Genomic DNA, 24,036 nt, shown 5'->3' on the forward strand with positions numbered 1-24,036 from the left:
ATTATGGTTTTATGAGTAGTGCTTATACAAATACAGTATTCTATCCAAATAACTGGCAAGAAAAACTAACCACTATATCCTAATTAAAATACCTACAGTTACCTGAAATAGAACGTCAAGAACTAGCTCATATTTACAAATACCGAAACGAAATTGAGTTTTTACAAAAGATAGGTGCCACAACCCTAGCGAATGAAATCATTTTTGACGACTATCGCAACATTTTTGGACTGTATTTTCATAAAGCAGATATGAGAGTAATCACAAAGAAATGGTTAAAAGCAAATAAACACAAACTGAAAGCAAACAATCCAACGTTTCAAGAACTCATGTTAGAAAATACGTTAAAAGGACGAAACGCCCCAATGATAGACGGAATAGAAAAGTATTTGCACTATTCGCAAATTAAGCAATTACCGAAAGAGGTGAACTTAACCAAGTTTCAAAAGTGGTTTATACGAAAGGGCGAACGTTTTGACTATTATATGGACTACTTACACATGTTGGAAGAATTAGACACCCCACTCAATGATGACACGGTTCTTTATCCAGAGAATTTACAAGTAGCCCATGATAATGCTGTGAATACGTTGAATCTTCTGAAAAGCGAGATTGAGGAAAAAGAGTACGAAGAAAGGAAAAAGCAAATCAAAGTGTTTGAAGCAGAGATTGACGACTTGCTTTTTCTCACACCTCACTCATTACAAGAGATTGTACAAGAGGGAAGTATTTTACACCACTGTGTGGGAAGTCAACGTTATCTAGAGCAACATAAACAGGGGGCAACAACGATTGTATTTATTCGGAAAAAAGAAGAGCCAAATTTGCCTTACTTCACATTAGAGTACCGAAATCAACAGGTTACACAAATACAAGGAAAATGTAACCGTCAGGAAGTACCAGAAAAGATAAAACAAGCAGTCAGACAATGGCAAGAGAATTTACAGCACGCCTTATCATCATAATATAAGACAAGCCTGATACTCGCTTTCAGCGAGTATCTTCTTGATTAGAAATCAAGAAAAGAGCGTTTTTTCCAGCGCGCCAAACTCCCACCGCCACCGCCGTTAAGGCGCGCTGGAAAAAAGAAAGGCGTTCGCCTTTCCTATTTTAAAAAAATTACTAGAATCTTCTTCATTGCTCACTGATATCTATTCGTATCCCATACCTAACTGATTTTCTTGTTCTACCAATTGCTCTTTTCTTGAATATTTTGATTCTTCATTTTCTACTTGTTCTATTTCATCTAAAACAATACTTTGTTCTGTGCTTCTTTTTAAATACTCTTGCGTTTCTGGCGATAAGTTTTCAATTTCATCATCACCATAAATTTCGGAGATTGTAATATTTCCTTTCATCAAGTGTTCTGTGAGCGCTTCAGACAGAATGCTTTTTTCATCTTCATAATCAAGTGCTGCATATTTGTAATAAAAAGGGCGTCCATTTACTTTATATTCTGTATATTCCATGTCAAAATCATCAAATGTCAATTCATGACTAATTGTCGCATTCCTAGAAAATTCTTCAATATACGGTCTATCTTTTTCAGGTAAAGGTTGTCTGTAGCTGTTTTCTATAAGTTTATTCATTGCTTTCATACCAAAAACAGGTTGTTCCATCGCATATTCATGTTCAATTTCATACTCATCAATAATAGTTGCTAAATAATCAAGTTTTTCTGGTGGAATTGTTATATTTTCCGTTGTTGTCCATTCATTTTCTATGGAATCATACATCAAATGATAGTGAGTTGGTAATCTATGTTCATCTACTATTAGTACATCAATATTCTCAGTTACCATATTTTGCTTTAAAGGACCCGCAACAAGACGACGGTCCCCTAATCCATCATGCGTTTCATAATCAGAATTGTTTAATAGTTTTTGGATAGCGTCTGTTATTTCTTGCTGTGTCTCTTTATCAAATGTCATCAACCCTCCTACACTTTCTAAAACGTCCAGCATCTTGTCAGCTGAGTCTATTTCACCAACTAATTCTAGAACATCATTCATCTCATTGGCATAATAACCATTAATTGCAATTTCATAATTATAGTCTTCAAAGATAAAGCGTTCTGGTGTGTGTTCTTTATATTGTTTTATTAGGTTTTCTTTCAATATTGCATTTATACTTAGTTGCTGATTAAAGAACAATTCCCTCTCTTCAAGTCTAGCTGTTAACTCTTTTCGGAATTTTTCTTCGGCTGTACCAGGAATATCTATAGTTAAATTATAAGCATTATACTCATTATTGCCGTTTGACAAGGAATCCAATTCTATATTTTTTAAAAAGTGATTGTATGCTTGAACTATTTCTTCGTTTTCTTCGACAATATCAATATCGTAGAGATAACTTTCTGGGGTTTCTTCCTCAAAAACGCCTTCTTGATATTCTTCTAAATTGAGCTTTTCAGCTCCCACCTGTAGAGTATTTTCCAACTGTTCAATAATAAAATTCTCCTCCTCTAACTGCTTCAATACCTCAACTTGTTCTTGTGAATAATGATTATCCATCACTGTTAATACTGTACGTGTTTCAGGAACAATCTGAATTAATTCTTCTAACTTTAATGAATGAAAGTCAGGGTGATACCGATCAATAGAACTATCTTTAAAAAAAGCTTCAATAGATCCATGATCAACATCTCTCGTGTAACCATCTCCGCCTTCTGAATAGCCACTCCATAAAGTCCCATCTTGAAAAACATAAATCGCTTGCTCTAAATTTTCGGTCTTTTCAAAACCTTCTTCATAAAAATCTGAGAAGTCAAACCTAGATTTATTTTCTGTCATTTTTCCATCCTCTTTCTTTTTTGAATAAAAAAAGAGAATAACTATTAGTTATCCTCTTACAATTCCTATTTATTTTTTAGATATTCATACTTTGCTCTAATTCTTGATATGCTTTTTCATTTAAATAACGTTGGACACTTCTCTCACACGATTTTCTCAATTGTCTTAATTGTTTCTTGAATTCATAATCTGATTTTTTATATGAGACTACAGGCTTTCTGTTGGACACTTTTGTGACTCTCTTTTGGCCATTTTTTTCTGTTGCTTTTTCTATTTTATAATTTGCATTCCTCTCTTTTTTGGGAAGCTTGTCTGTTTGCGAAATATCGTAAACATCTTTTGTCTCAAAAACAAATGATCCTGATTCATCTTTTTTAATGGTCACAATTTTTATGGCATTTTCAATTTCATCTTCTCTTATCTTGCGATTGTTTAATTGCCATTGCTTTTCCCCTAAGACATGTGTTGCAGTAGGTATTTGTTGCAAGATTGCCCGTTGATTATTTCCTGAAAAACTCTGTAAATTTGAATCTACTTCCTTGTCTTTAGAGGTTTCTATCGAAATATAGTGTGCTTTATTTTTACTTGGAAGAATAATTTTTCTACCTAAAGTCTCATGAGTAAAACTACTTACCGGTTCGGCAAATTGATTACCCTCAACTTCATGTAAAAACATACCTCGAATTTCTTTTTTTGAGGATTCTTTTTCTGCCTTTAATTGATCCACTATCTTTAAGTTTCTGCTATTTTTCGATTCTTCTCTTTCAGTGAAGTAATCATGTAACGTCTTCAATGCCTGATCCATTTTAATTTCTGATTGTTTTACTTTTATTTGTTCCTCTATATTATTAACTTCCTCATGACTCTCTTCTAAAAGTTCATGAGGTAAAACATCATCATAAATCATACTTTCTTCTGCATTTTCTTCTTGTGGCATGGTCATTTCTAATGAATCAAATGGCTCAATTAATCCTTCGCTTTCTATCTCTGTTTCAAAATTAAATTGTTCAAAATCTGACTCATTCATCAAACCAGTGTTCCTTTTAGCAAGAAGTTCCGGATAATTCTTTGCTTCTTGTAAAATCATGTTTCCAATTCGTGAATATAATCCACTTTTTCCGTACAGCTGCTTATAAAGATAAGTTGGTTCGTTCCTTGGATTTCCATACGCTTCTTCGTAATCATCAGAAATTTTTTGTAGACGCGGAAGAATTTCATCCATTGTTTCTTTCCCATCTGTTTCCATAAACAAATCCACTATTTTATCTAGTTCTGGTTTAAATTTATGACGTTCTGCAAAGCCATATTTCCAGAAATACTGATTGCTTGGCAGCTTTTGAAGTAAATCCGTAAATAGCTGCTCATACTTTCCTTGTGTAAACTGTTCTTTGCATGATTCAGCCAACTTTTTTTGGTGCGTGACGTACGTTTCTAACATAGACAATTGTTCTTTATTTTGCATCAGTTCATTCACAAATGTTCGCTTTGTCGCTTTAATACTCTTCTGTAAAAATTTTCCTTTAAACTGCCAGCCAGTTTTACTCGGTTCTTTCGGGTGCTTGTAGAAGATCCATTCTCTTGTTGGATTTTTTTCAACATATCCGACATGAACATGAATATTATCCGTATTGTAGTGGACTGCACCTGTCCACTCTCCTTTTAACCCTTCTTTTTTTTCTAATTCAGCAATGGCTAATCTTGTGGCCTGATAAATATGTTGCGTTTTTAATTGATTTGTTTCTGGATCAAGATAGTTATTTTCAATCAACCACTCGTTCCGAAAACTAAAAACTAATTGCCATAAAGGTGATTTATTTTCTTGAGCCATTTCGAAGTATTCTTTCATGTATCGGATAACTTCTTCTGGCGCTTGGTCATAATTATTCGTAAACAAAGCTGACGTTTTTTTCGGGTTTGACATGTAGTCATTATAGGTTGAGAACATCGTCTCATTTGAACCTTCAACTGCCGCAATACTATCCATTGAATTGTCAGGTGAAAAGGCATTGAATTGATCAAAATGTTCGTTCCTGGTCGCTTCACTTCTTTCCATATAGTCAAGATATTCTTTGAACGTATCTGTACCTGGCATAACGAACGCACTCGTAAGAATAATGCCCGCCGTTTTCTTATTCATTTGTTACAACCGACTGGGAATATTTTGCCGAATTCATTGCTTGGATTCTTCGGTTTTCTTGTCGCTCTTGTACTATTTTTTTCGCTTGGGTTACACCAAGTGAGTCCGATTCATCTTTAATTTCTAATTGCATAGTTCTTGCTAATTCGTTGAAGAGAATTGTCGTCAACTCTGTGTGTGTTTCAATGACAGATAATAATTTTTTATTCTGTTTTTGAAGGGTTAAAAGCTCATCTATATTATTCTCGTTTTTGTTTTCAATGACATCTAGCATATAATCAATTAAGTCACCTAAATGCATATGCTTTTCTGCAGCAATTCGACTCAAACGATCTTTTGTTTTGTCTGTCATGTATATGTTTTTCGGTTTCTTTTTTTCATCCATTTTCTTTCTCCCTTTCAGTTAATTTCGACGCTGGACGAAAGAATTCCCTTACCATTAAATCCATTCCAAGTTGCATTGATTCAACGACATCTTTTGTAAATGCCTGGTAACGTAATTCTGATTCTAATTGGAACTCTTCGTAGGCGATTTTCTGCAGCACATCTCGTAACATTTCATCTCGACTAGCGTAGCCTTTTTCTTTTGCTACTGTTACCAGTCTAGTTGCTATATCTTTATCTACATCTCTTATTTTTATGACTTGTTTTTCTGTCATTTTTCTCTTACCTTTCAGCCATTTTTTAGTCTTTGATCTGCTTATTTTTTATCACTACACGACATTTTTCTTATTTATTCTCTAGTATTCGCTTAATTGCGCTTTGTGTTTCGGAAGAGCATAAGGGGAAATGGGGGTCAGACAAGCTGACCCGCCTTGCAGTGCAAGGCTTTCCCGTGGGACCCAAAAACGAACGCCACTAGCACTTGGCTAGCAGGTAACTTCATGCAAACTAGCACCTTTTTAGCACCATATAGCACGTTTCTAGCACCTAAACTAGCACGTATTTAGCAGTAACTAGCACCAAACTAGCACCCTTTATAGCACATCTCTAGCACCTACTAGCAGTTGTTTAGCACCCCTTAATTTGCCTAATTAGTTGTTGATTGTTCTTTTCTTTCCTTCAACTTTTCAAGCTTCTCATCAAGTAATTTTTCTTCTTTCTTTATCCCACTTTTTGCTTCAATATACTTGTCTTTTTCACGCTCTAATTGAGCAATTTTAGTCTGAGAGTCTTCTTTTTCTTTTCCAACTTTGTAAATCAATTCTTCCGTTTCTTGTTTTACTTTTTCATCTATTCTTACAATTTCCGAATCAATTTTTTCTGTACTTTTTGCTAGCAATTTCTGTTTATCTCTCGTTGATTTTTCCTCAATGACAATCACATCAGCCAAATATTTTACTCTAGGTTTCTCTTTTAAATCATCGTCTGTTTTACTTTTTCTGACATCCCAATAAAAAGAAGTTTGTTGTGATCTATCTGTTTGTTTTTGCTGACTTTGTTCTTCAATTTGTTCTACAGTCGTTGGTGCTTTCTGTGTAGCATTATAGCCAAAGTCAATCCCTATTGTTTTCCAATTTTTAGGAACACCGTGTAATTGAATCAGATAATAATTTTCTGAAATAGGAATGAGTTTTGTTTCTATTGGTTGCTCTTTTTTTACTTCTCCGGCAAATGAAACGTATTCTTTATGAACTTGGTCTGAAGATTCTTCAACATGAACAAGGACTTCTGCATAACCAGTTGAATTGTTTATTTTTCGAGAAACAATTTCAGCTTCACTTGACCCTATTTTTGTTTTACTTATTTCTCCAATTCCACTATCCAACAAAGGACTATCATCTTTAAAAAATAACCTTGAATAGTTAAAAAATACAAACCCAGAAACTGTTAAAAAAAACATAAATAGATATAATTTTGAAGAATATTTGTGCCATCTTTTTTTCCAACGACCACTCTTTTTTTCACCAGATTGTATTCTGTCACGGTATACTTCTACATTCTCTTTCCACTCATTTAATTTATTAAACATTTTTCATCACTCCTGCGTAAAATAACTTTCGGAGAATTCGCGAGGGGCAATTTGTTCTTCAAATTTTTTTATTTTCCAATGATTTTTTTCATCTTTTTCCAAGTTGAATTTATCAATATATTTCACGTCAAATGCTTGCGCGTTCCCATGTTTAGTAGACACAATCAGACAACCAATCATTGTCGCTTTTCCAGTCACCCCATTCAATTTTACATAGTACTGTTCACTAATAGTTTCTTGTTCAATTCGAATACTATTTTTATAATCGTCAACCCATGCCGGACGTAATTTTCCACTAAGTTTTGGTGTTAAAATTTTAGATAATCCTTTCAATTTTTCTTCCGCCGTGTCTGTAGTAATGTCGTAATAACTTTTAGAAAATTGTTCACCTATTGATTTCAAGTTAACGTATTCTTGGTGTGAATAAGAGTGTTTTGGAATAGGGATTTCCTTAGTAGAAGCACCCTCTTTATCTTCTTTAAACGCTTTTAATTCTTGTTCTAAATCATTCGTTTTCTTAACATAATTTTGAATGGTTTTGGTTTGTTGAGGAAGGAGTACATTTTTAGCATATACAAATGTTCCACCTATCCCTAATGCTAAACCAAATGCACCCATTATTAAAAGTTGGGTTATAGATTTCATAATCTTCTCCTTTACATTTTTGGTATAAAAAAAGTAACCTAAGTAGTTATCTTAGGTTACTTATCTAATTTAGATTTTTGACTGTTGTATCTAAATGAACATACCAATTACTTCAATAACATCGACCCAAGTCAGCAGATCACACTGTTCAATTTTTTCTACATTTCTGTTCATGAAATCAACTGAACGCAGTTGATGGGTAACTATATCTCCTGCTATTTTTTGAGGGTCTTTTATCGCTACATATGTCGCAAAGCTTCGTCTTGTAGAAGTAATAGGGCAAACTAAACAAAAACCCGTACGCTCGTTAAATTCATCTTTACTCACAACTAGAGCGGGTCTTCGTTTTTTGATTTCTTTACCCTTTGAAGGGTCAAAATCTATCCAAATAATATCCCTTTGCTTTGGGTAATCCATCTAGTATTCTTTCCCTTCTAACTTCATTGTATCCCATTCTGTATCTTCTACAGTCACAGAATCTCTAAAGTCTTTCCAATCTGCATCATTTTTAAATATATCTTCTCTTTTAGGCTTTAGAATATACGTATCATCAATTTTAAAAATTGTATACGCATCTCCAACTTCTGGAGAAATCCCTTTTGGGAAAATTGCTCCTACAGAATTGCCTATTTTACGTACTACTGTTTCCATGACTATCATCTCCTATACGTATGTTAAACTAAATTTAACACACCCTCAATCACTCGTCAAATATTACTTATTTTTACGAACAATACTACGTATTTTTGTTATATCAAATGTCCGATTATACTTTGCTACAACTCGCCCACGCTCTGAATTTTGCTCATAGGTAGTAAATGCTTGTCCACCATTTGATACACCTGAAATCACGCCTGTATGGCCATATATTTGAGGGGTTAATACACCACCTGCATACCAATTGACGATATCTCCTATCCTTAGATCAGACGGTTTGGGGTCAAAAATTACTGACCAACCGTACGCTGACCAATTGTAATCATCACCAATTCTTTCGGCATAATCAAAGCCACTTCCACGCAGCTGTGGGCCACCCAATTTTTCAACATAATATGCTGTAAGCATGTAACACTCTCCACCATATATTGATTGACCAACAATAGATTCTAATACCTGTATGTTTCCCCCATTTCCTTCATTAATGCCTTGCTGCATGCTTGCAACATACTGATAAACTAGCTCTGCATAAAACATATTTCCGTATGCATAGCGCCAATTTCCTTTAGCGCTTGCAATAGGATTCGTGTAAACTACTTTTGCTCCTCCACTTTGTTCTTTCGCAAATTCTGCTCCTAATTCAAAAGAATAAGGTCTCTGTTTTTGATAAAGCCAGCTTAAAAATCCACCACCATAATTGTAAGCTTGTAATACAGCTTTTCTATCTTGAATGCTATATTGGTTCGCTAAATCAAGACAACTTTTGTAATGAGTGACGCCTTGACGAATCGATTGTTCCGGACTGGTTATCGTATTAGGAGGTAACCCCGCACTTTCACTAGATTGAAATGGATCACCCCCGCGACCACCCGATTCAACCATTATTATCGCTAAAAGATAGGGTACTTCATCAGGAATGCTCATTTCCTTGGCCACTTTTTCCACTGTTGGTTTTAACGCTAAAACTTCCGGAGGAAGATTTACATTCTCATTTGGCAAGGCATTATTTTTTTCCTCTGACTCTGCACCTGCAATCATAAGAATCATTCTTTCCGTTTCTTGAACAACAGCTATAACAGTTAAACAACCAAGTCCCAACACAGAAAATATGAGAATTATTTTTATTTTTAATGACTTCATACATTCATCTCTTGAACAGCTGATTTTTGTTGCTCAAAAATCGCTTTGGCTTGTTCGTTTTCTTTCTTCTTAATTTCACGACTTTCCAAACGTCCAGTCTTTTTTAATTCCAGGCATTCGTTAAAGTCTCCATTTTCGATTGGTGGTAAATATAAAGACAGCTTTGCTATTTGTTTTAAGTCTTCAGATTGTTTGTATTGGCTGTGAACTGAACGAATCAATTCTTTTCCTGCTTTATCATTATTTACAGCCATTACAATCGTTCCTTCGTTAATATTGAGCATATTTTGCAAATCTTTGTACGTTTTCCATATAGTTTCTTGTTTTGTTCCTGAGCCAGATAATGACAAGAAAAAGGAGTTATTAGGTAAATTTTCCTTATCTAACTCCCATAGTGATAGTGATTCTATTGGTGCTTCTGTAACGAAAAGGGTAATTGGACTTTTGTAATCCATATTAGCGCCAAAGCAAAAGCCGCGGCGGCCATTGCTATTTTCTGCTATTCCTTTAAAATATTTTCGGTCTAGTTTTAATTCTCCTTTTTTGTTTATTTTCATACGCTTTTCTAACGGCTTAGCATATGTCCCTTGAACATCAGCCCCAACATAGGTCCCAAATTTATTCTTCCCGATATCTGTTATTTTAAACAAAATATTCCCACGATTGTCTGAAGTAATTGATCCATCTGCAAAACGACCAATCGTTTCGTCCGATAAATGCCTACTACGCAAATAAGCCCACCCTTTTTCATCAAGTCGGCCTGTATCATAATTTCCTGCAACGGATAAATGTTGCAAATTAAACGGATTTTTTTCTTCTTGCTTTATCCATTTTTGAGTGGTTGTCTTACTAATTTGTTTACTAAATTGATAGTCTAACAGCTGCTGAACAGTATCTTCGTAAGGGTAATTATAATATGCCATGCAAAACTCAATGGCATTATCATACGAGCTAATTCCTTCTGAATACCAATTGACTATGCCATTTTTTACATTTGCTCTCATACTGTCATGATCCACATGTTCTACAAACTTTGAAGAAACTTTCTCAAAAATTTCTCCTTTTTCTTGCATAAACGCTAACATATTTGTCCTTCTAGCAACGTCTAGCTGTTTCTTTGTAAAAACAGGAATTTTTTTTGTATGCATTATTCGCCCACCTTCCTTTTAAGAAATTAAAAAGGAGAATAAAAGATACAAAAAAAAGACACCTACTAATACGAAGTAGAGTCTCTTTGTTTGGAAACTTTCAATGTTCTCTCGTTTTTTACCAAAAACTACGAGTTGAAATGCTTTTTTTGTCTTTTTTAAATAATTCTTTTTAGGTTTAGATTGTTTTTCCTCTTTATTTTTCATGGTTATAGTCCTCCATCGAAGATTCGTTTCTCTGTTTCTGATAAACCATAGCGGAATTTGATATTTTTTGCTCCTTTAATATTTAACAGAATATCACGTTCCTCAAATCCAATAATGTCTGCTATATCATAATCACTAAGTTGCTTCCCAAATACTTTCTTTAGTAATTCTTCTGAAGATTCGTCTTGTTTAAATAAAAAACGATACGTCGAAAGTTTAAACAAGTTAACAACAATTTGAGAAATCTCCCCCATTTCTCCATTTTCACTATTATAGTCAGGAAAAGCATCTGCTATGTCATGCATAATATAAGTTTGTCCGATTAATAATTTTCGCCCTTCTCGGTTATAGCGATCTAATTCCTTCAGTAAAACTTTATTTTTTGTCCGTATTGGATTATGGAATTCATCGGAAGTCATATTAGAATAAATTAACTCATCCACTTTTTTCTGTTTACGATCAAATAAATATTTTTCACGTTGGCCAACTCGTACAGCTTCACTAAACGCTGCTGTATATAAGTTATAGTATTGTGCATTATAAGTGGATATATCTGACTTCACGAGATTTTCCATGTTAAACGTTACAAGCTTTTTATTATAAAAATCAAATGTCGATTTCTGGTTAAAAATATTTCCTGAATCTGTGATAAATGATTCTAATTTTGAAATAAAATCATACATGTCTTTCTTTTCAAATTCTTCCGTAGCTTTATTGTATTCATTTTTAGCGAATTCAAGGATATCTGAGTAAACTGGATACTGTTCTGGATCATATTGCGTTATTTTGTTGACCTCTAACCCATGGCGTTCCATGTAATCAGCATATCCATTGTTAAAGATTTTTTTAGCAGTTGTCATAACTGGACTTTGAAAATCAATATTTTCTGCTAGTCCAAAAACTAACCTCATTTTCACTAAATTAGTTTTTAACGACTGCTCTTCCTTCGTTCTTTTTGTTCGAGCATCCACGTCAGAACGATAAATTTGGCAAGGATTCAATCGAACTTCTCGACCATCATAAAATTCACCGCCTAGAGCTTCTGTGAGCCGTTTTGTTTCATCACTGACATAAAACCCATAATGGATATTATTATACTCTACAGCTTGTTTTAACTGCTTTTTAGCCGCTGTTGTCTTACCGAACCCTTGGCTTCCTAAAATAATACTGCTATAGGACTTTCTCAAACTATCTTTATGCGTTGTAGATAGGCAAACGACACCTGAACCGTACAACGGATAACCACTATACGGAGCATCGTGATCAATATGGTTGGCATAATTAAACGCATAGCTCCCTGCCAATGCTGTTCCTTTTATTTCCTTCCCTTTTCGTTTGATTAGCTTCGCGCCTTCTTTAAAGCTAACAAACGTCGCTTTAAATTGTCTTTCCTGTTCATCTAAAAAACAAGCCGCTTGGAACTGGTGTTTTCTAAGTTTTCGCATGACTTCTTGTTCACGTTCGTCCAATTTCTCAATAGTAGATTCAGCCAATACATAACGTACGTGTATCTCTTTTAATACCTCAACAGATTCAAGGACGTTTTCTACTGTTCTATCTAACTTTTCATACTCTTTGCGTGCTTTCTTTTGAGAAATCCTATCTTTAGAGCTATAAACTCTGTCCTCATACTCTCCTAAGCTCCGATTCAAATTCTGCTCAACAAGTGGATTGGAGGTATCAATTGTATGCGTATCTAAAGTAGTTAATACATTTTTCATACAAAAGACTTGTTCTCCCCAAAAGTTAGGATTGTTTTTAGGACGATAAATGACTAGATTAAGTACTCGAATAAACCCATCAGAAATTTGTAAATCTTTAGACGAATGAGGTTTAATTCCACCCATTGGTTGAATCGTACCCACAAACAAAGGATCGTAGCCTTTTTTTGCTACAATTTTTTGTACCTTCTCGTCTCTTCCAATGTAATCTGTCCGTTGATAAGGAATTCCTATTGGCAAAGGAGCTAATGGATTGTACCGACGAAATAAAAATTTTATTTTTTGTGTTAGAGTCATCGTATTAATACGAAAATCTGTACTTTGCGCTTGACGAATTTCTCTTTCAACTTCTTTTAATTGCTCTTCATCATCCGCAAATACTTGTAAATAAACCGTATCGATCAATCGCGTATTATCTAAATTTTCAAGGACTGCCAACGTATATTGTTGTTCTTTTTTTACTGTCTCGCTCAACGCACCCATTTTAAAACGGCGTTTTGCATAATCAATATTTTCAGACATATCAATGGGAAAGCTTGTAAATATAAATTTTATGTCTGTATGAACAGTTTTTAAAAAGACTAAGAAATCATTCAATGCAGATTGCCGCTGTTCTAAACTTCCTTCTCTTGCTGAAGAATCTTCAATTCGATAAAAATTGGTTACACCTTTTTCTAACGCAATACATTCTTCTGAAATAATTCGACGTTCTGGCATAAAGGCCAGCACCGATTTTTCAACCTTCTGTATTTTCTTCTTTTTTTTCTCTTTTGTCGTAGTATCTACCAAAGCTGGCTCTACTTGTACATCCAATAATTCATCTGTATCTACAATCAAATTCTTTCACTTCCTTTTACTCTACTTTGTCAAATTTGGAATAGATTAAATCTACTGGAGTAATAATCAAACACTTTAAAAGAAAGCAAAGAATATTCCCTGCTTTCTTTACATTTAAATAATTTACCTTAGTTATATTCTTTCATTTCTTCTTCAATCAGTTTGTCTTCTTCTGCTAATTCTTCCTCGGTTAGCATTGCCATAGATAAATCTTCTTCGTCTTGGAATTGTTGTTGTGCTAATGGGTGATACGCTTGTCTATTGTTCGTTAAGATTATCCATAACCGTTGATAGTTTCTTAAACTATTCCTAGTAAGAGAACTGGGAGATAACCAGTAAATACCCATAATCATTACAAAAAGAAAAGCAATTGTTCCTAAAGGTCCATATGTTCTTTCTTGTAGTCCTGTAGCTACCTGAAAGAGAATGAAACAACAAACCGCATCTTTTGTTAAAATCTTTCCTACAAACTTTGCTTGGGTAAATATTTCTTCTTGTATCTCATGCATAGGTCTCTATCCTTTCTTATTTTTTGGTCTTTTTTCTTTAGGTAGTTGTTGTGACTTCTGCTCTTTTCGTTGCGCTAGCCATTCATTTACTTCTTGTCCAAATTCTTTGTTTCTCTTGTATCTATCTACCTGGTTACCAATAGGATTTTTCATGTTCTTTTGATATTTGTTAGTATTTACCATTTGACTAACTTTCTTTTTAAATGGATTTTCTAATGGCTCACTTGAACTATTAGAAGGTGATTCAGACTCACTATCAGAATCGGAGTGTTCCATGTTGCTTGATTCACCTGTATATTTAGAGTTTTCATCTTCATTATCGGCCATTTTCTTATCATTTAGCTGACCCTCATTAGCAGTCGTTGTGTTTTTAGGTGTATCGTCATTAACATTTTCTTGTTCATCGTAATCACTCATATTTTGATCATTCGTTTCTGTATCCGTATTTTTACTTTCAAAATCCTCTGTTTCTTTGCCATCGTTTGTTCCATTTTCATCAACAGCCGAATCGTTAATATCCTCTCCATTTTTTTCCTGATTATCTAATGTATTTGTATTATCCGAAGTTTCCTGGTCTGAATCTTCCTCTGATTTACTATTGGCAATATCTTCGTCATTAACTGCTTCATTAGGTTCTTCAGATACATCTTTTGAAGGATCGTTCATTTGAGTGTCACTCGGTTCGTCTTGTGGCGCATTATTTGTATCTTCAGTATTTTTTTCAGATTCATTATCGGTATCAAATTTATTCAAATTCGCATCTTCATCATTTTTTCTCTCGGCGTTTCCAGAAGCTAATCCTGCGACAAAACCTGCGGTTGCTACAGTACCAGAAGTAGCTGCTCCTACAGTCGTTTTTACACCACTACCAATTTGATCTACTGCTTTTTTAGCACCCATGCCCATTACAAAAGAACCAGCTGTTGATAATCCAGCATCAATTCCCAGTGTTTTTTGTATGATAGCAGGACCATCGTAAATAAACCATGCGCCGCCAACTACTGCAAATAACTGCGCCCAAATGGACGTAGTTGTCGCAAAAACGAAACTGTTGTAATAAATAAAAACATAGTACATTGTAAAAATAGAAATCACCATGACAAATCCACCAACAATTTCCATTAATACCATTTTCGCTCGCTTAGTCTCTCTAAAGCTGAAAAAAACAACAACATTAGCCCACAATTCATTAAAAGCTAACTCTATCCCTAGTCTGCCCACTCTTACCATTGAAATGACCAATGAAAAAGCCAACACCCCTAAAGTAACAATTAAAGGTATCCAGTCTACTTTCCAGCGATAATATTTGGGAGCAAACATTGATTTTATTAACCAACCTAGAACTCCTCCATTCCCTTCATCTAATTCTACTGCTTCTTTACCTTCTTCATTTTGCTTGTTTCTTAACTTGTACTTTAGCACTTCCCCATTTTCAACTTCATCGGGATCTAAAATACGTTCGTTCACGTCAAACCCTGTTACATCTGTTAAATAGTTTTTATTTTCAGGCTTAGTCGTTTTCCACCCACCATCTGCTAAAACAAAAACATCTGTAACATTATTTTTAATCGTTGAGAACCCAATATCTCCTTGTGTGGCGCTTAATTCGCCTTGTGTAGCTTTAACCAACTTCATTCCATCACTCATAATTGTTGGAAGCATTAAAGACATCAGCAACAACATAAGTACATTCATAGGAATATCTCTTGTTTGAGAGGATTTCCCGAACATTAATACTAAACCTATTGTTAGAATCGCAATGCCAACACCAAATGACTTAAAGCTGATTAATGTTTGTAGCAGCCCTCCCTCTCCTTTAAGAGAAGAATCATTATAAAAACCTAAGAAGGTCAACATTTCTGTCATTATGTTTTCTAAATTTTGCACAATCCATAAGAAAAAACGTGCAATACCAAAAAGTATATTCCGTCCTATATCTGCCCCCAAATTCGCTAGTTTGAGGAAATCATCAAATGTAATTAAAATCTTTAGAATCTCATCAGAACTCATTAGAATTCCTCCATTCTTTTAGTTGTTGTACAACCATATTTACCGCCCCCTGACCGAAACTTGATAAAATACAACTAATATAAGAACGAACATTGCCAGTTTTCGATACTCTTTCCAGTTCTGCAAATGATTGAGGTTCCTTTTCTCCAGTCATTTGAATCAAAGCTATCAGTCTTTTTTGTTGCTCGACTGAGAACACATTGATTACTAAATGTTCTAATTTATCTCCATACATATCTTCAAGAAACTTCGCCTCTTTTGCATATTTTTCTGTTGAAAAAACTGATTTCACTTCTTTTTTTGCAATCTGTTCTATTGGTGTAATGCTATTGCTGTCTTTTCTTCGTTCTGGCTTCTTATACGTCGGTATTTGCGGAATCACTTGTTTTTGTTGGTCAATTATTTTCCCTGGTTGTAGTTTCCAGTTTAAATCCTCTAGTTCTATTTCCATGAATTGATTGTTTACTGGTATTTCTTCCCAAGAAACCTTATCTAATTTTCGGAATTTATAAAAAGGAATCAAATTTGTATCATTTTCGTACGTATTGTAAATAGGATACTGATAAATAGGGTTTCCTTCCAAATCTCTGTGTTTATTAATACGTAAAATAACGGATTCTCCTTCACGTAGTCGTTCTAATTCAAAAGAAGCAAGTAAATCAATTCTCTCTGTACTTTCTGTTTCTGTCGACTTAATCGATAATGGATCTTTATGTCTTGTTTTTGAATAATTCGAACGATCTCCTAGACGTCCGGAAATATATTTATTAGTGGACTCTGAACCTGTCCTTATATAAGCTAAGTTTCCTGTATTGCCTAAGATAATATCTTTTGTATCTTCATCATAGAGAGAAGATAATTGTTGAATATCCTGCAAGACCAAATGTGAAAACAAACGTCTACTTAATCCAGCAGTCCATTTACGTGCTAAATCAGAAATAGCAACTCCTAAGTTTCCACCTTCTTCATAGATAAAATGAACATCACGGTAACACTGAGAATCGTCTTCTAAATTACAACGATTCAACAATACTTGATAAATTTGTTCTAAATACATCACACCTAATTGATTATTAGACGTATCCGCGTCACTTAGCATTACAAAGACAGCGGTTGGTTGTTCTCTATCAAACCCGACTAGTTCCATGTCAAAACCATCATCAATTGCTGTCATTTTTGCATTTAACGTCATTAAGAATGGTTCTAAATCTCCATCAAAATGCGTAATAATATTTCCCAACGTCACATGAGCGGGTGCTGAAGCAAAAATGGCGTCATAATGACGTTTTGCCGGGTGCGTTCGTGGTAATTCGCCGAAAAATACGTCTAATTCGCTTTTATTTTCATATTCAGCTAGCAACCGCTGTAACTCATTTTCATCATTTGAGTATTTCTTTAAAAATTCATGCGAATTTTCTTTAATCCTCCGTCTCTGCATGTCGTTTACAACATTATAAATAGTGTAAGGATTCACTTTACTTGTTTCATTCTCTTCGTATTCCTGATCAGCTAAAGCAAGACCCACACTCATAAACAAACTTCGACACGCCTTCGTCCAAAACCCGCCGTCTTTACCTTCGTTCACTTCACGAAAATAAGAAAATGCTACCTGTTTAATAATTTTTTCTGCATTGGATAATTGTTGCTCTGCTTTAATACTTACATTTAATCCTTCGCTAGCTTTTCCTTTTTCTTTTAAACCCACACTCTCTTTTTTTAAACGCTTATAGTGCCGATAGTAATTATTAAACACAGCTAATGCTGGGATTGGGTCTGAATAATAAGGATTGACTACGTTAGCAATTCTTATACGATACCCACGTCGTTTTAGCGTGTTGTACCATTTTCTAGGTTCATCACCTTTTGTAGCCGTCATAACAAAAGAAGCACGATTAGCAATCAATCGTGCGCGTGTGAGTATATCAATAAATGTGTCTACAAAATAGATTCCTTTCCCTTGACGAGTTCCTGCTAACGTAATGGTATTGGAATCGGTAGTATCTACATAGAGAGAAAATGTGCCTTCTGCTTTTTGTTTCATGGTCTTAGGTTTTCTGCCTACTGGATATCCTGGTTTTCCATCATAAAAATCCTCCGTTTTAGTAAAAGGGTGTACTTCTACGGTTGGATATTGTTTGTCCATTCCTTCTGTGCTTTCAAAATCCATTGTTCCTTGCACATGTTCTTCCTCCAATGATCGAAAAGACGTATACATTCGATAAGCGATTATGCTTGTTGATAGTATGCTTGCTATGAACAAAAGAATATAAGCAAACAAGTACTCAGACAACGGATAATAGAAAAGGGTCTCTTTAAATTCTACCCACTGGATAGAAAAAAGATTACTTTTTAAAAGAGAAAATATATTTTGTAATAACCAATTGCCTACGATTATTTCTGTTAAAAAAAGAAAAATCATGGCAGGGATTAAAAAACGCTTATCTGCTAAAAAACGTAGGTTGTTTTGCTTTGCTTTTTCATAATTTTTCTTTTTAAACTTTCCTTTTTCTTTTTTCTTCATTACTTGATTGATTCCCTCCAATCAAAAAAAGAACGCTGTTTTCCTAGCGTTCTCCTCTTTTTATTTAATCACCTATTAAAGTCTCACTAATTCGGTGTACTAAATCATACTTTTTCCACTTAGTTAATCTCTTCTCAATTACTTGTTTTTGTTTCTCTAATTTCTCTATGTCTTTCTCGATGCTCTTTTGTTGTTTTTCCTTGAGAGCAACATTTTTTTGATATGTTTCGTTGAGTTTAGGTACATTTTCTAGCACATCCTTTAACGGATATGCAATAGTTCTGACTTCTTTATCTTGAAAAACAACAGTAAGCTCTAAAAATTTCCTCTCTTTTTTCTCAACTGATAGAATATCTTTTACTAAGGGGAAATCCTTTTGTATGAAGGGGGATAACTCTTGTTCATATGCTAAAATTTCTTCGTCTGTTAAATTATCTTTTGATTGAATCACTGGTAGTAATAGTCTTTTTACTTTTATTTGAGTTTCTATAGGATATAAGTGGGATTCCTGGGAAACAGTACCAATAAAAGTCAAAGTCATTACTCCGGCCAGCAATAGAAATATCAACGACATTGCAAATATTTTTAACCGATCCATAATTCCACTCCTTATTTGATTGATTCCCTCCAATAAAAAAGAAAGAGAGCAACTCTTACTTCAAGAGCTCTCTCTTTTTTAATGTTCTATTTACTTCGAACAATTTTTATTTTCTTTTGACCTTATATAAAAAGGATTCTGGTTCAAATCTACTTTTTGAAAATTATGTTTACTTTTCTTGATTGGTAATAGGCGTCTCCACCATTTGACTCGTTGGTTCATCTATTTTAACTTCCGCTTCTTCTTTTTGTGCAGTCGTACCTATCATTGAATCAGAGACTGTCTCTGGTTCTTTTGGTTGGTCTTTGATTGGTTGTGGTAAGTGAGTAAAATCTTTTTGTACGTCTGCAACGGCTTGATTTTGCGTAGTTGCGATTTCTTTCACTTCTTTTACGGTATCTTGTACCTCACTTAATGTTTCTTGTGTTTCTTGACTCTTTGCGACAACCAATTGTTGTGAAATTTTTTCTTGATTGTTTTGTACAGCAACAGCAGCTGCTTCTGCTTGTGCAACTTCTGTTTGAACATTGACAGCCACTTCTGTATTGGTTTGCGCTTCATCAATTGCTGCACCAACCGTTTCTTTTGCCTGTTCTGCTTGAGGTTGCAATGTTTCTTCGTAGTGATTTTCTAGGTTTTCCAAGTTTTCATGCGTTTTCGTTGCATTAGAAACCTTGTTTTCAAAATCATTTGTTGCCTGGTTCGCTTTTTCTTGGGCGTTGTGAACTTCGACAACTTTTTCTTGTAGTTGTTGGTATGTTTGGTTATACAAAGGTGCATTAATCTCTTCTACCTCATTGTTCTCACTTACTAATGTCTTAATTTGTTCAGATAACTGATTATATTCATCGACTAAATGCGCTACTTCTGACCAATAGTTTGTTGTTTCTTCCCCATTCTTACTTAATTCTTCCACTTGAGTGAGTTGCGTTAACTTTTTCTGCACGTTTTCTAGTTGATGATTAATATTTTGTGCTTTTTGTGTAGCCGCTACTAGTTGATCTTGTGATTTTTTAATCAATTCTGAAACCGTTGGTTTTGTTGGTTGTTCGGGATCAACTGGTTGATCTGGTACTTCCGGTTGATCTGGTTTTGATGGTTGATCTGGTACTTCTGGTACTACTGGTAAATTTGGCTCATTAGGTACTAGCGGTTTATCCGGAATCACTGGTTTTTCTGGTAAAAGTATTTTATCGGTTGTATCTATTTTCCCTGGTAATTTTTCCATTGGTTCACTTGCTGTTTTCTCATTGGCTAACGCAAGAATTGTCTCCCGCTGTTTTTCTTTTTTGTTCGTTTCTCGAATCGCTTCCTTACGGTCCTGTTGAACAAGCGCATTCGCTAGTTGTCCTAATAGATCGCTTTTTATTTCAGGTATCTCCACACCAAAAAGTTTTGGTTTTTCTTCTTTTGTACATTCAAAACCGCTAACTACTTCTGCTAACGAATCTTTTGTTTTATGTGGCTGCTTACTTTTAATTTTTTTGTCTTTATCCTTGTTTTTTTCTTCATTCTCCGTCACTTTCCGTTCCCAAGGGGACTGTTTACTTTTTGGTGTTTGGCGCTCTTCTTTAGGTTTTGTACCTTGTTGCTCTGTCTGTGCTTCCTTCTTTTCCCCCTGGTTGAGTGCGGCATAAGTCAATCCACTTCCTAGTAACGCAACTGAACATAATCCAATAATTAGATATTTATGCTGCTTTTTAGCGGTTTCTTTTTGATTTCCGTTCATTTCTTTCATCCCTCTCAATTGTTGTGTACAAAAAAAGAGCTATTCTTTTTAGAACAGCCCTTTTTTTGCTTTTTTATTTACTTTCTCGTTCGTTATACGTATAATAGATTATGAAAAGAGGACATGCTCGAAACATGTCCCCTTAGAGTAAATGACCGATAGAAGATCGGCAGCATATATTTTGACGATACAAAAAAAGACCGCCGTAAACCCGCTAAAGTCTACCGACGGTCTTTTTTGTTGTCGTCTTTTTTGCCTAATTTATAGACTTGTATTAATAGCGTAAGCAAGGCCAACACTTCTAATACAGACACAACTGCACAACTCCTTTGCCAGTTTTTCTGATTTACTATGAGTACTCTCATAGGCACCAGCTCCTTTGCGGTGGATTTATGCTACCGTCTTCAACTTCCATTTACTCTTGGTGATTATATCACATTTTTCGCTCTTTTTTTATCTAATCCGTAAAAGTAATCAGTGGAACAAAGAGTTGAAATTCGTAAATTCATTCATAATTTTATCCTCCGAATTAATGAACAGACTTACCAATTTGTTCCAAATTTTTCAGCCATAGCTGATAATTATCAGCAGCTTCTTTTCGCTCGTTTTCTGATAATTCTTTATTTTCCTTATCTTTGGCGTATTTTTCTAACAAGTTATGAATACTTTTGGCTACTTTAATTGCTTCGGATAATCCATTATCCTTCAATCTTTCGTTTATTCTCTCCGCTTCAGATATTTTTCGCTCTCTAAGAAGTTTATACGCCTGTTCGATTTCCTTACTTTTGATTTGTTTTGTTAGCGTATCGTTTTGAATTTCTTTATTAATAAGCTTTGCTTCTTCTATCTTACCTTGTTCTAAAAAAGCATAGCCTACCATTGCTTGAACATCACTATCCTGTGGTAACTTGGAAAGTTCTGTTACTTTCTGCCAATCTTTGTCTAAAAAAGCAAGATATAGCTGAGCTAACTGTGTATTAGAGTGTTCAGCTATTTTTTTCAAACCAGCTTTATCTTCTTTTTGAAATAACTCCTCAATTAGCTCTGGTTCTTTCTCAGGATATTTTTTTACTATTTCAGCGTACTTTTCTTTATTGACTAACTGCTGATACGTAGGTTCTAAACTAGTTTTGGCCGTCGATTGCCTTCCCGCCATAAATTTCCAACCAATCACAATTAAGAGTATTCCTATCACAAACACTCCTAAAATTCTCAATTGTTTCTGGGAAAGTTTTATTGGAGAAATAACGTGTATTTTCCTTTTAAGCCTCCCGACTTTTTGGGTATTTTTGGGCTTCTTCTCTTTTTTGAAGAATCTCGTTTTCTTTTCGTTCGAAAAACTAGCCTCCTGTAGATTCTTAAAAGGAATTTTGTAGAGTAAGCCCTCCGCCTGCTCTGCCGTCATTTTCTTTTTTTTGACTAGTTGATTTAACTTCTTTTGTATATCTTTTTCTAGTGTCCATTCATCATTTAATTTTTCAAAACTTCCCCGATAAAAAGGATCTCCACCAACTTCCAATAGTTGGAAAGTTACTGCCTCCTTAACATACATGCATCTTGTGATTTCAATAAAATCTGCGAAGGGAAGTAACTCCAACGGTGGTTGTTTTTCTAAGACTTCAACGTTAGACGATAAAATCTCCACTTCTACAGTCATTTAAGAATCAACCTCCTAACCAACCCCAAACAGTATCTTTAATCCAAGTAAAGTTCACAATAATTGCTGCACCAACAAATGCTCCGAAAACCCATTTTTTTGCCCATTGTGCAATATCATGTCCCATAAATCTAGCTCCTCCATAAATGAGGACTGCTATACCTAATGCCGGATTAGCAAACTTTTTAAATTCCGATCCTAAACCAGTTTCAACGCCTTGAATTGTTCGTTCAACATCGGCAAATGCCGGCATCATCGTACTCACTTCAATCCATCCAAGACCAATAATCGTTTGAATTACAGCTGTAAAATACTTCACTTTTTTCTTAATTTTGTTTTTCACGTTGATTTCCTCCTAAATTATTCTACTTACTTTAACTATTCATTTGTTCCTTTTTTCCGTTCCAATTCTTTTTTCAATAGTCGGTCAATGACTTCTGATTGTTCATTTAAATACTTTTGGTGCTGATTATTAAGCCATTCTTCATAAGACTGTCCATTTAAAGCCATTAAAGATTGAACACGTTTTTTTATCGTTCCATCAATTTTCACTGCCATTGTTATTCCTCCTAATTTATTCTTAAATAGTCAATAAATCACTTGTCTTTCTTTTGGTACTACTAGTTCAAAAGGAATTTCTAATCGTGCTAAACGCTCACGTTCTCCTGAAAAATCTTTTACTGGTACTTGTTTGACAAATTTCTTTTTAAAGCCGTAATTTTCATAGATATACCCAAAAGCAACAATCGTTTCATTGTAACGTTCCGCTGGCTTAACGGATAAATAATAATCAAAATGAAACAAACAAGTAATCGGTGTCTCTACACTAACTTCTATTTCACTACTTAATGCCCAAAGCTGACCTTTGGCGACTTCAGCAGCTTCTTGTGTCTCGTAACTTTTCACCCAAGCTTGGCGACTTTTTAGCCATTGATACCCAAGTTTGTGTAACTCCATTTTAATAGGGAAGCCATTCTCAACTACCGTACAATAAATGGTTTCTTTCGCATCAGTCGCCCAACTTTCTAACTCGCCATAAAGAGCAGTTTCTTCTTCTAAAAAACCAGTGCCTAACATAATTGTTTGTTCTTTTTGACTAATTTTCCCTTGCTTAAGCAATTCCCCTAATAATTCCTTCACTATTTTCTCTTTTGCTTCTTCCTCTTGAAATTGCTCACGATTAACAACAACAATATGAGCAGCTAATAAGCGTATCAGTGTCAGCATGACTTCCACAGGCTCTCGTAACAAATTGCTCACTTCTAATACACGTTCTACTTCTAAATAGTTACCAAGTGTCCGTTTACGCTGTTTTGGAAGAACTCTTACAAAAAAATTTTTATACGCTTCCGCATTTAGGTAGGTCTGATCTAATAACTGGCAAAGCCACTTTTTTATATCTTTTTCACGTTCGTTCATCGAAAAATCACCGTCCTTTTCTGCGTTTTCGTTCTTCCTCAAACAATTCTTCAATGATTTTTGATCCTTCTTTGGTTGAATTTTTACTAGCTTCTGTAAAGCGTAACAAGAATTTAGTCACATCATCATTCGTTGCATCTGGAAACCTTGAAAAGTAGTCTATTTGTAGCCATTCCCAAAACCCGTGTTCATTTTTATTACTCATTTTTTTCACCCTATCCTTTTAATGTTTCGCCGAAGATCTCTTCAAATACCCCTCTATTAATAGGTGTTTTGATAAAAAAGACTGGCACATTAATTTTACCTAAATTTGGTTTCACATAGATACTTTTTTCTG

22 protein-coding genes and 2 pseudogenes are annotated in these 24,036 nt (G+C 34.6%); 1 reads left to right on the plus strand and 23 read right to left on the minus strand.

Annotation, left to right across the window (positions count from 1 at the left end):
* A pseudogene (locus tag HMPREF2810_RS14905) lies at positions 1 to 965 on the plus strand (PcfJ domain-containing protein); the annotation flags it as partial.
* 186 nt (positions 966 to 1,151) lie between these two features.
* Here the strand turns inward: HMPREF2810_RS14905 and HMPREF2810_RS14910 are convergent.
* The 23 genes and pseudogenes from HMPREF2810_RS14910 to prgU all read right to left on the minus strand — a co-directional run.
* Positions 1,152 to 2,792, minus strand: a complete 1,641-nt coding sequence (locus tag HMPREF2810_RS14910; protein WP_002369719.1) for a hypothetical protein — start codon at positions 2,790 to 2,792, stop codon at positions 1,152 to 1,154.
* A 76-nt stretch (positions 2,793 to 2,868) separates the two neighbouring features.
* Entirely contained in the window at positions 2,869 to 4,929 is a 2,061-nt protein-coding gene (gene mobP2, locus HMPREF2810_RS14915; RefSeq protein WP_025186783.1) for a MobP2 family relaxase, read from the minus strand.
* Entirely contained in the window at positions 4,922 to 5,314 is a 393-nt protein-coding gene (locus tag HMPREF2810_RS14920; protein ID WP_002360836.1) for a hypothetical protein, read from the minus strand. The genes mobP2 and HMPREF2810_RS14920 overlap by 8 nt, the downstream gene beginning before the upstream one ends.
* Positions 5,307 to 5,588 (minus strand): hypothetical protein, encoded by a 282-nt coding sequence (locus HMPREF2810_RS14925; RefSeq protein WP_002369721.1) that lies wholly within the window; start codon positions 5,586 to 5,588, stop codon positions 5,307 to 5,309. The genes HMPREF2810_RS14920 and HMPREF2810_RS14925 overlap by 8 nt, the downstream gene beginning before the upstream one ends.
* A gap of 371 nt (positions 5,589 to 5,959) precedes the next feature.
* Entirely contained in the window at positions 5,960 to 6,901 is a 942-nt protein-coding gene (locus tag HMPREF2810_RS14930) for a hypothetical protein (RefSeq protein ID WP_002360834.1), read from the minus strand.
* Positions 6,902 to 6,907: 6 nt separating this feature from the next.
* Complete coding sequence (locus tag HMPREF2810_RS14935; protein ID WP_002360830.1) at positions 6,908 to 7,546, minus strand: hypothetical protein; 639 nt, start codon at positions 7,544 to 7,546, stop codon at positions 6,908 to 6,910.
* A 90-nt stretch (positions 7,547 to 7,636) separates the two neighbouring features.
* Complete coding sequence (locus HMPREF2810_RS14940; protein WP_002360827.1) at positions 7,637 to 7,963, minus strand: type II toxin-antitoxin system PemK/MazF family toxin; 327 nt, start codon at positions 7,961 to 7,963, stop codon at positions 7,637 to 7,639.
* Positions 7,964 to 8,197: an AbrB/MazE/SpoVT family DNA-binding domain-containing protein gene (locus HMPREF2810_RS14945; protein WP_010829130.1), complete on the minus strand. Its 234-nt coding sequence runs from the start codon at positions 8,195 to 8,197 to the stop codon at positions 7,964 to 7,966.
* A 63-nt stretch (positions 8,198 to 8,260) separates the two neighbouring features.
* Positions 8,261 to 9,343: a lysozyme family protein gene (locus HMPREF2810_RS14950; protein WP_025186784.1), complete on the minus strand. Its 1,083-nt coding sequence runs from the start codon at positions 9,341 to 9,343 to the stop codon at positions 8,261 to 8,263.
* Positions 9,340 to 10,491 carry a toprim domain-containing protein gene (locus HMPREF2810_RS14955; RefSeq protein WP_002369724.1) on the minus strand — a complete coding sequence of 384 codons (1,152 nt, stop codon included), beginning with the start codon at positions 10,489 to 10,491 and terminating at the stop codon, positions 9,340 to 9,342. The genes HMPREF2810_RS14950 and HMPREF2810_RS14955 overlap by 4 nt, the downstream gene beginning before the upstream one ends.
* A gap of 18 nt (positions 10,492 to 10,509) precedes the next feature.
* Complete coding sequence (locus HMPREF2810_RS14960; RefSeq protein WP_025186785.1) at positions 10,510 to 10,698, minus strand: hypothetical protein; 189 nt, start codon at positions 10,696 to 10,698, stop codon at positions 10,510 to 10,512.
* Between the two features lie 2 nt (positions 10,699 to 10,700).
* Positions 10,701 to 13,256: a hypothetical protein gene (locus HMPREF2810_RS14965; protein ID WP_002369725.1), complete on the minus strand. Its 2,556-nt coding sequence runs from the start codon at positions 13,254 to 13,256 to the stop codon at positions 10,701 to 10,703.
* A gap of 128 nt (positions 13,257 to 13,384) precedes the next feature.
* Positions 13,385 to 13,765 (minus strand): hypothetical protein, encoded by a 381-nt coding sequence (locus HMPREF2810_RS14970; protein ID WP_002360820.1) that lies wholly within the window; start codon positions 13,763 to 13,765, stop codon positions 13,385 to 13,387.
* Positions 13,766 to 13,771: 6 nt separating this feature from the next.
* Positions 13,772 to 15,775 carry a pLS20_p028 family conjugation system transmembrane protein gene (locus HMPREF2810_RS14975; RefSeq protein WP_002360818.1) on the minus strand — a complete coding sequence of 668 codons (2,004 nt, stop codon included), beginning with the start codon at positions 15,773 to 15,775 and terminating at the stop codon, positions 13,772 to 13,774.
* Positions 15,765 to 18,296 (minus strand): type IV secretory system conjugative DNA transfer family protein, encoded by a 2,532-nt coding sequence (locus HMPREF2810_RS14980; RefSeq protein ID WP_029682333.1) that lies wholly within the window; start codon positions 18,294 to 18,296, stop codon positions 15,765 to 15,767. The genes HMPREF2810_RS14975 and HMPREF2810_RS14980 overlap by 11 nt, the downstream gene beginning before the upstream one ends.
* A gap of 64 nt (positions 18,297 to 18,360) precedes the next feature.
* A complete protein-coding gene (locus HMPREF2810_RS14985; protein WP_002360815.1) occupies positions 18,361 to 18,894 on the minus strand; it encodes a hypothetical protein in 534 nt (177 codons plus the stop codon).
* Between the two features lie 169 nt (positions 18,895 to 19,063).
* Positions 19,064 to 20,623, minus strand: coding sequence for a coiled-coil domain-containing protein (locus HMPREF2810_RS14990; protein WP_227297633.1), 1,560 nt, complete (start codon positions 20,621 to 20,623; stop codon positions 19,064 to 19,066).
* 529 nt (positions 20,624 to 21,152) lie between these two features.
* Positions 21,153 to 22,280: a hypothetical protein gene (locus tag HMPREF2810_RS14995; RefSeq protein WP_070635626.1), complete on the minus strand. Its 1,128-nt coding sequence runs from the start codon at positions 22,278 to 22,280 to the stop codon at positions 21,153 to 21,155.
* 7 nt (positions 22,281 to 22,287) lie between these two features.
* The gene (locus HMPREF2810_RS15000) at positions 22,288 to 22,623 is read right to left on the minus strand and encodes a hypothetical protein (RefSeq protein WP_010829142.1); all 336 of its coding nucleotides are present in this window, start codon (positions 22,621 to 22,623) and stop codon (positions 22,288 to 22,290) included.
* 35 nt (positions 22,624 to 22,658) lie between these two features.
* The gene (locus HMPREF2810_RS15005) at positions 22,659 to 22,838 is read right to left on the minus strand and encodes a hypothetical protein (protein ID WP_002360809.1); all 180 of its coding nucleotides are present in this window, start codon (positions 22,836 to 22,838) and stop codon (positions 22,659 to 22,661) included.
* A 30-nt stretch (positions 22,839 to 22,868) separates the two neighbouring features.
* A complete protein-coding gene (locus HMPREF2810_RS15010) occupies positions 22,869 to 23,699 on the minus strand; it encodes a hypothetical protein (RefSeq protein ID WP_002360808.1) in 831 nt (276 codons plus the stop codon).
* A 7-nt stretch (positions 23,700 to 23,706) separates the two neighbouring features.
* Entirely contained in the window at positions 23,707 to 23,904 is a 198-nt protein-coding gene (locus HMPREF2810_RS15015) for a hypothetical protein (RefSeq protein ID WP_010829144.1), read from the minus strand.
* 10 nt (positions 23,905 to 23,914) lie between these two features.
* Positions 23,915 to 24,036 (minus strand): annotated as a pseudogene (prgU, locus tag HMPREF2810_RS15845) (pheromone response system RNA-binding regulator PrgU); the annotation flags it as partial.

The organism is Enterococcus sp. HMSC078F03, assembly GCF_001811595.1.
Lineage (GTDB): Bacteria > Bacillota > Bacilli > Lactobacillales > Enterococcaceae > Enterococcus > Enterococcus faecalis.

Excerpts from the sequence above, each read along its gene's own strand:
- HMPREF2810_RS15010 (WP_002360808.1), bottom strand. The coding sequence starts at position 23,699 with ATGAACGAACGTGAAAAAGATATAAAAAAGTGGCTTTGCCAGTTATTA.
- HMPREF2810_RS14955 (WP_002369724.1), bottom strand. The coding sequence starts at position 10,491 with ATGCATACAAAAAAAATTCCTGTTTTTACAAAGAAACAGCTAGACGTT.
- HMPREF2810_RS14950 (WP_025186784.1), bottom strand. The coding sequence starts at position 9,343 with ATGAAGTCATTAAAAATAAAAATAATTCTCATATTTTCTGTGTTGGGA.
- HMPREF2810_RS14945 (WP_010829130.1), bottom strand. The coding sequence starts at position 8,197 with ATGGAAACAGTAGTACGTAAAATAGGCAATTCTGTAGGAGCAATTTTC.
- HMPREF2810_RS14940 (WP_002360827.1), bottom strand. The coding sequence starts at position 7,963 with ATGGATTACCCAAAGCAAAGGGATATTATTTGGATAGATTTTGACCCT.
- HMPREF2810_RS15015 (WP_010829144.1), bottom strand. The coding sequence starts at position 23,904 with ATGAGTAATAAAAATGAACACGGGTTTTGGGAATGGCTACAAATAGAC.
- HMPREF2810_RS14960 (WP_025186785.1), bottom strand. The coding sequence starts at position 10,698 with ATGAAAAATAAAGAGGAAAAACAATCTAAACCTAAAAAGAATTATTTA.
- HMPREF2810_RS14970 (WP_002360820.1), bottom strand. The coding sequence starts at position 13,765 with ATGCATGAGATACAAGAAGAAATATTTACCCAAGCAAAGTTTGTAGGA.
- HMPREF2810_RS14920 (WP_002360836.1), bottom strand. The coding sequence starts at position 5,314 with ATGGATGAAAAAAAGAAACCGAAAAACATATACATGACAGACAAAACA.
- HMPREF2810_RS14980 (WP_029682333.1), bottom strand. The coding sequence starts at position 18,296 with ATGAAGAAAAAAGAAAAAGGAAAGTTTAAAAAGAAAAATTATGAAAAA.
- HMPREF2810_RS14985 (WP_002360815.1), bottom strand. The coding sequence starts at position 18,894 with ATGGATCGGTTAAAAATATTTGCAATGTCGTTGATATTTCTATTGCTG.
- mobP2 (WP_025186783.1), bottom strand. The coding sequence starts at position 4,929 with ATGAATAAGAAAACGGCGGGCATTATTCTTACGAGTGCGTTCGTTATG.
- HMPREF2810_RS14910 (WP_002369719.1), bottom strand. The coding sequence starts at position 2,792 with ATGACAGAAAATAAATCTAGGTTTGACTTCTCAGATTTTTATGAAGAA.
- HMPREF2810_RS14995 (WP_070635626.1), bottom strand. The coding sequence starts at position 22,280 with ATGACTGTAGAAGTGGAGATTTTATCGTCTAACGTTGAAGTCTTAGAA.
- HMPREF2810_RS15005 (WP_002360809.1), bottom strand. The coding sequence starts at position 22,838 with ATGGCAGTGAAAATTGATGGAACGATAAAAAAACGTGTTCAATCTTTA.
- HMPREF2810_RS14930 (WP_002360834.1), bottom strand. The coding sequence starts at position 6,901 with ATGTTTAATAAATTAAATGAGTGGAAAGAGAATGTAGAAGTATACCGT.
- HMPREF2810_RS14990 (WP_227297633.1), bottom strand. The coding sequence starts at position 20,623 with ATGAACGGAAATCAAAAAGAAACCGCTAAAAAGCAGCATAAATATCTA.
- HMPREF2810_RS14925 (WP_002369721.1), bottom strand. The coding sequence starts at position 5,588 with ATGACAGAAAAACAAGTCATAAAAATAAGAGATGTAGATAAAGATATA.
- HMPREF2810_RS14975 (WP_002360818.1), bottom strand. The coding sequence starts at position 15,775 with ATGAGTTCTGATGAGATTCTAAAGATTTTAATTACATTTGATGATTTC.
- HMPREF2810_RS14935 (WP_002360830.1), bottom strand. The coding sequence starts at position 7,546 with ATGAAATCTATAACCCAACTTTTAATAATGGGTGCATTTGGTTTAGCA.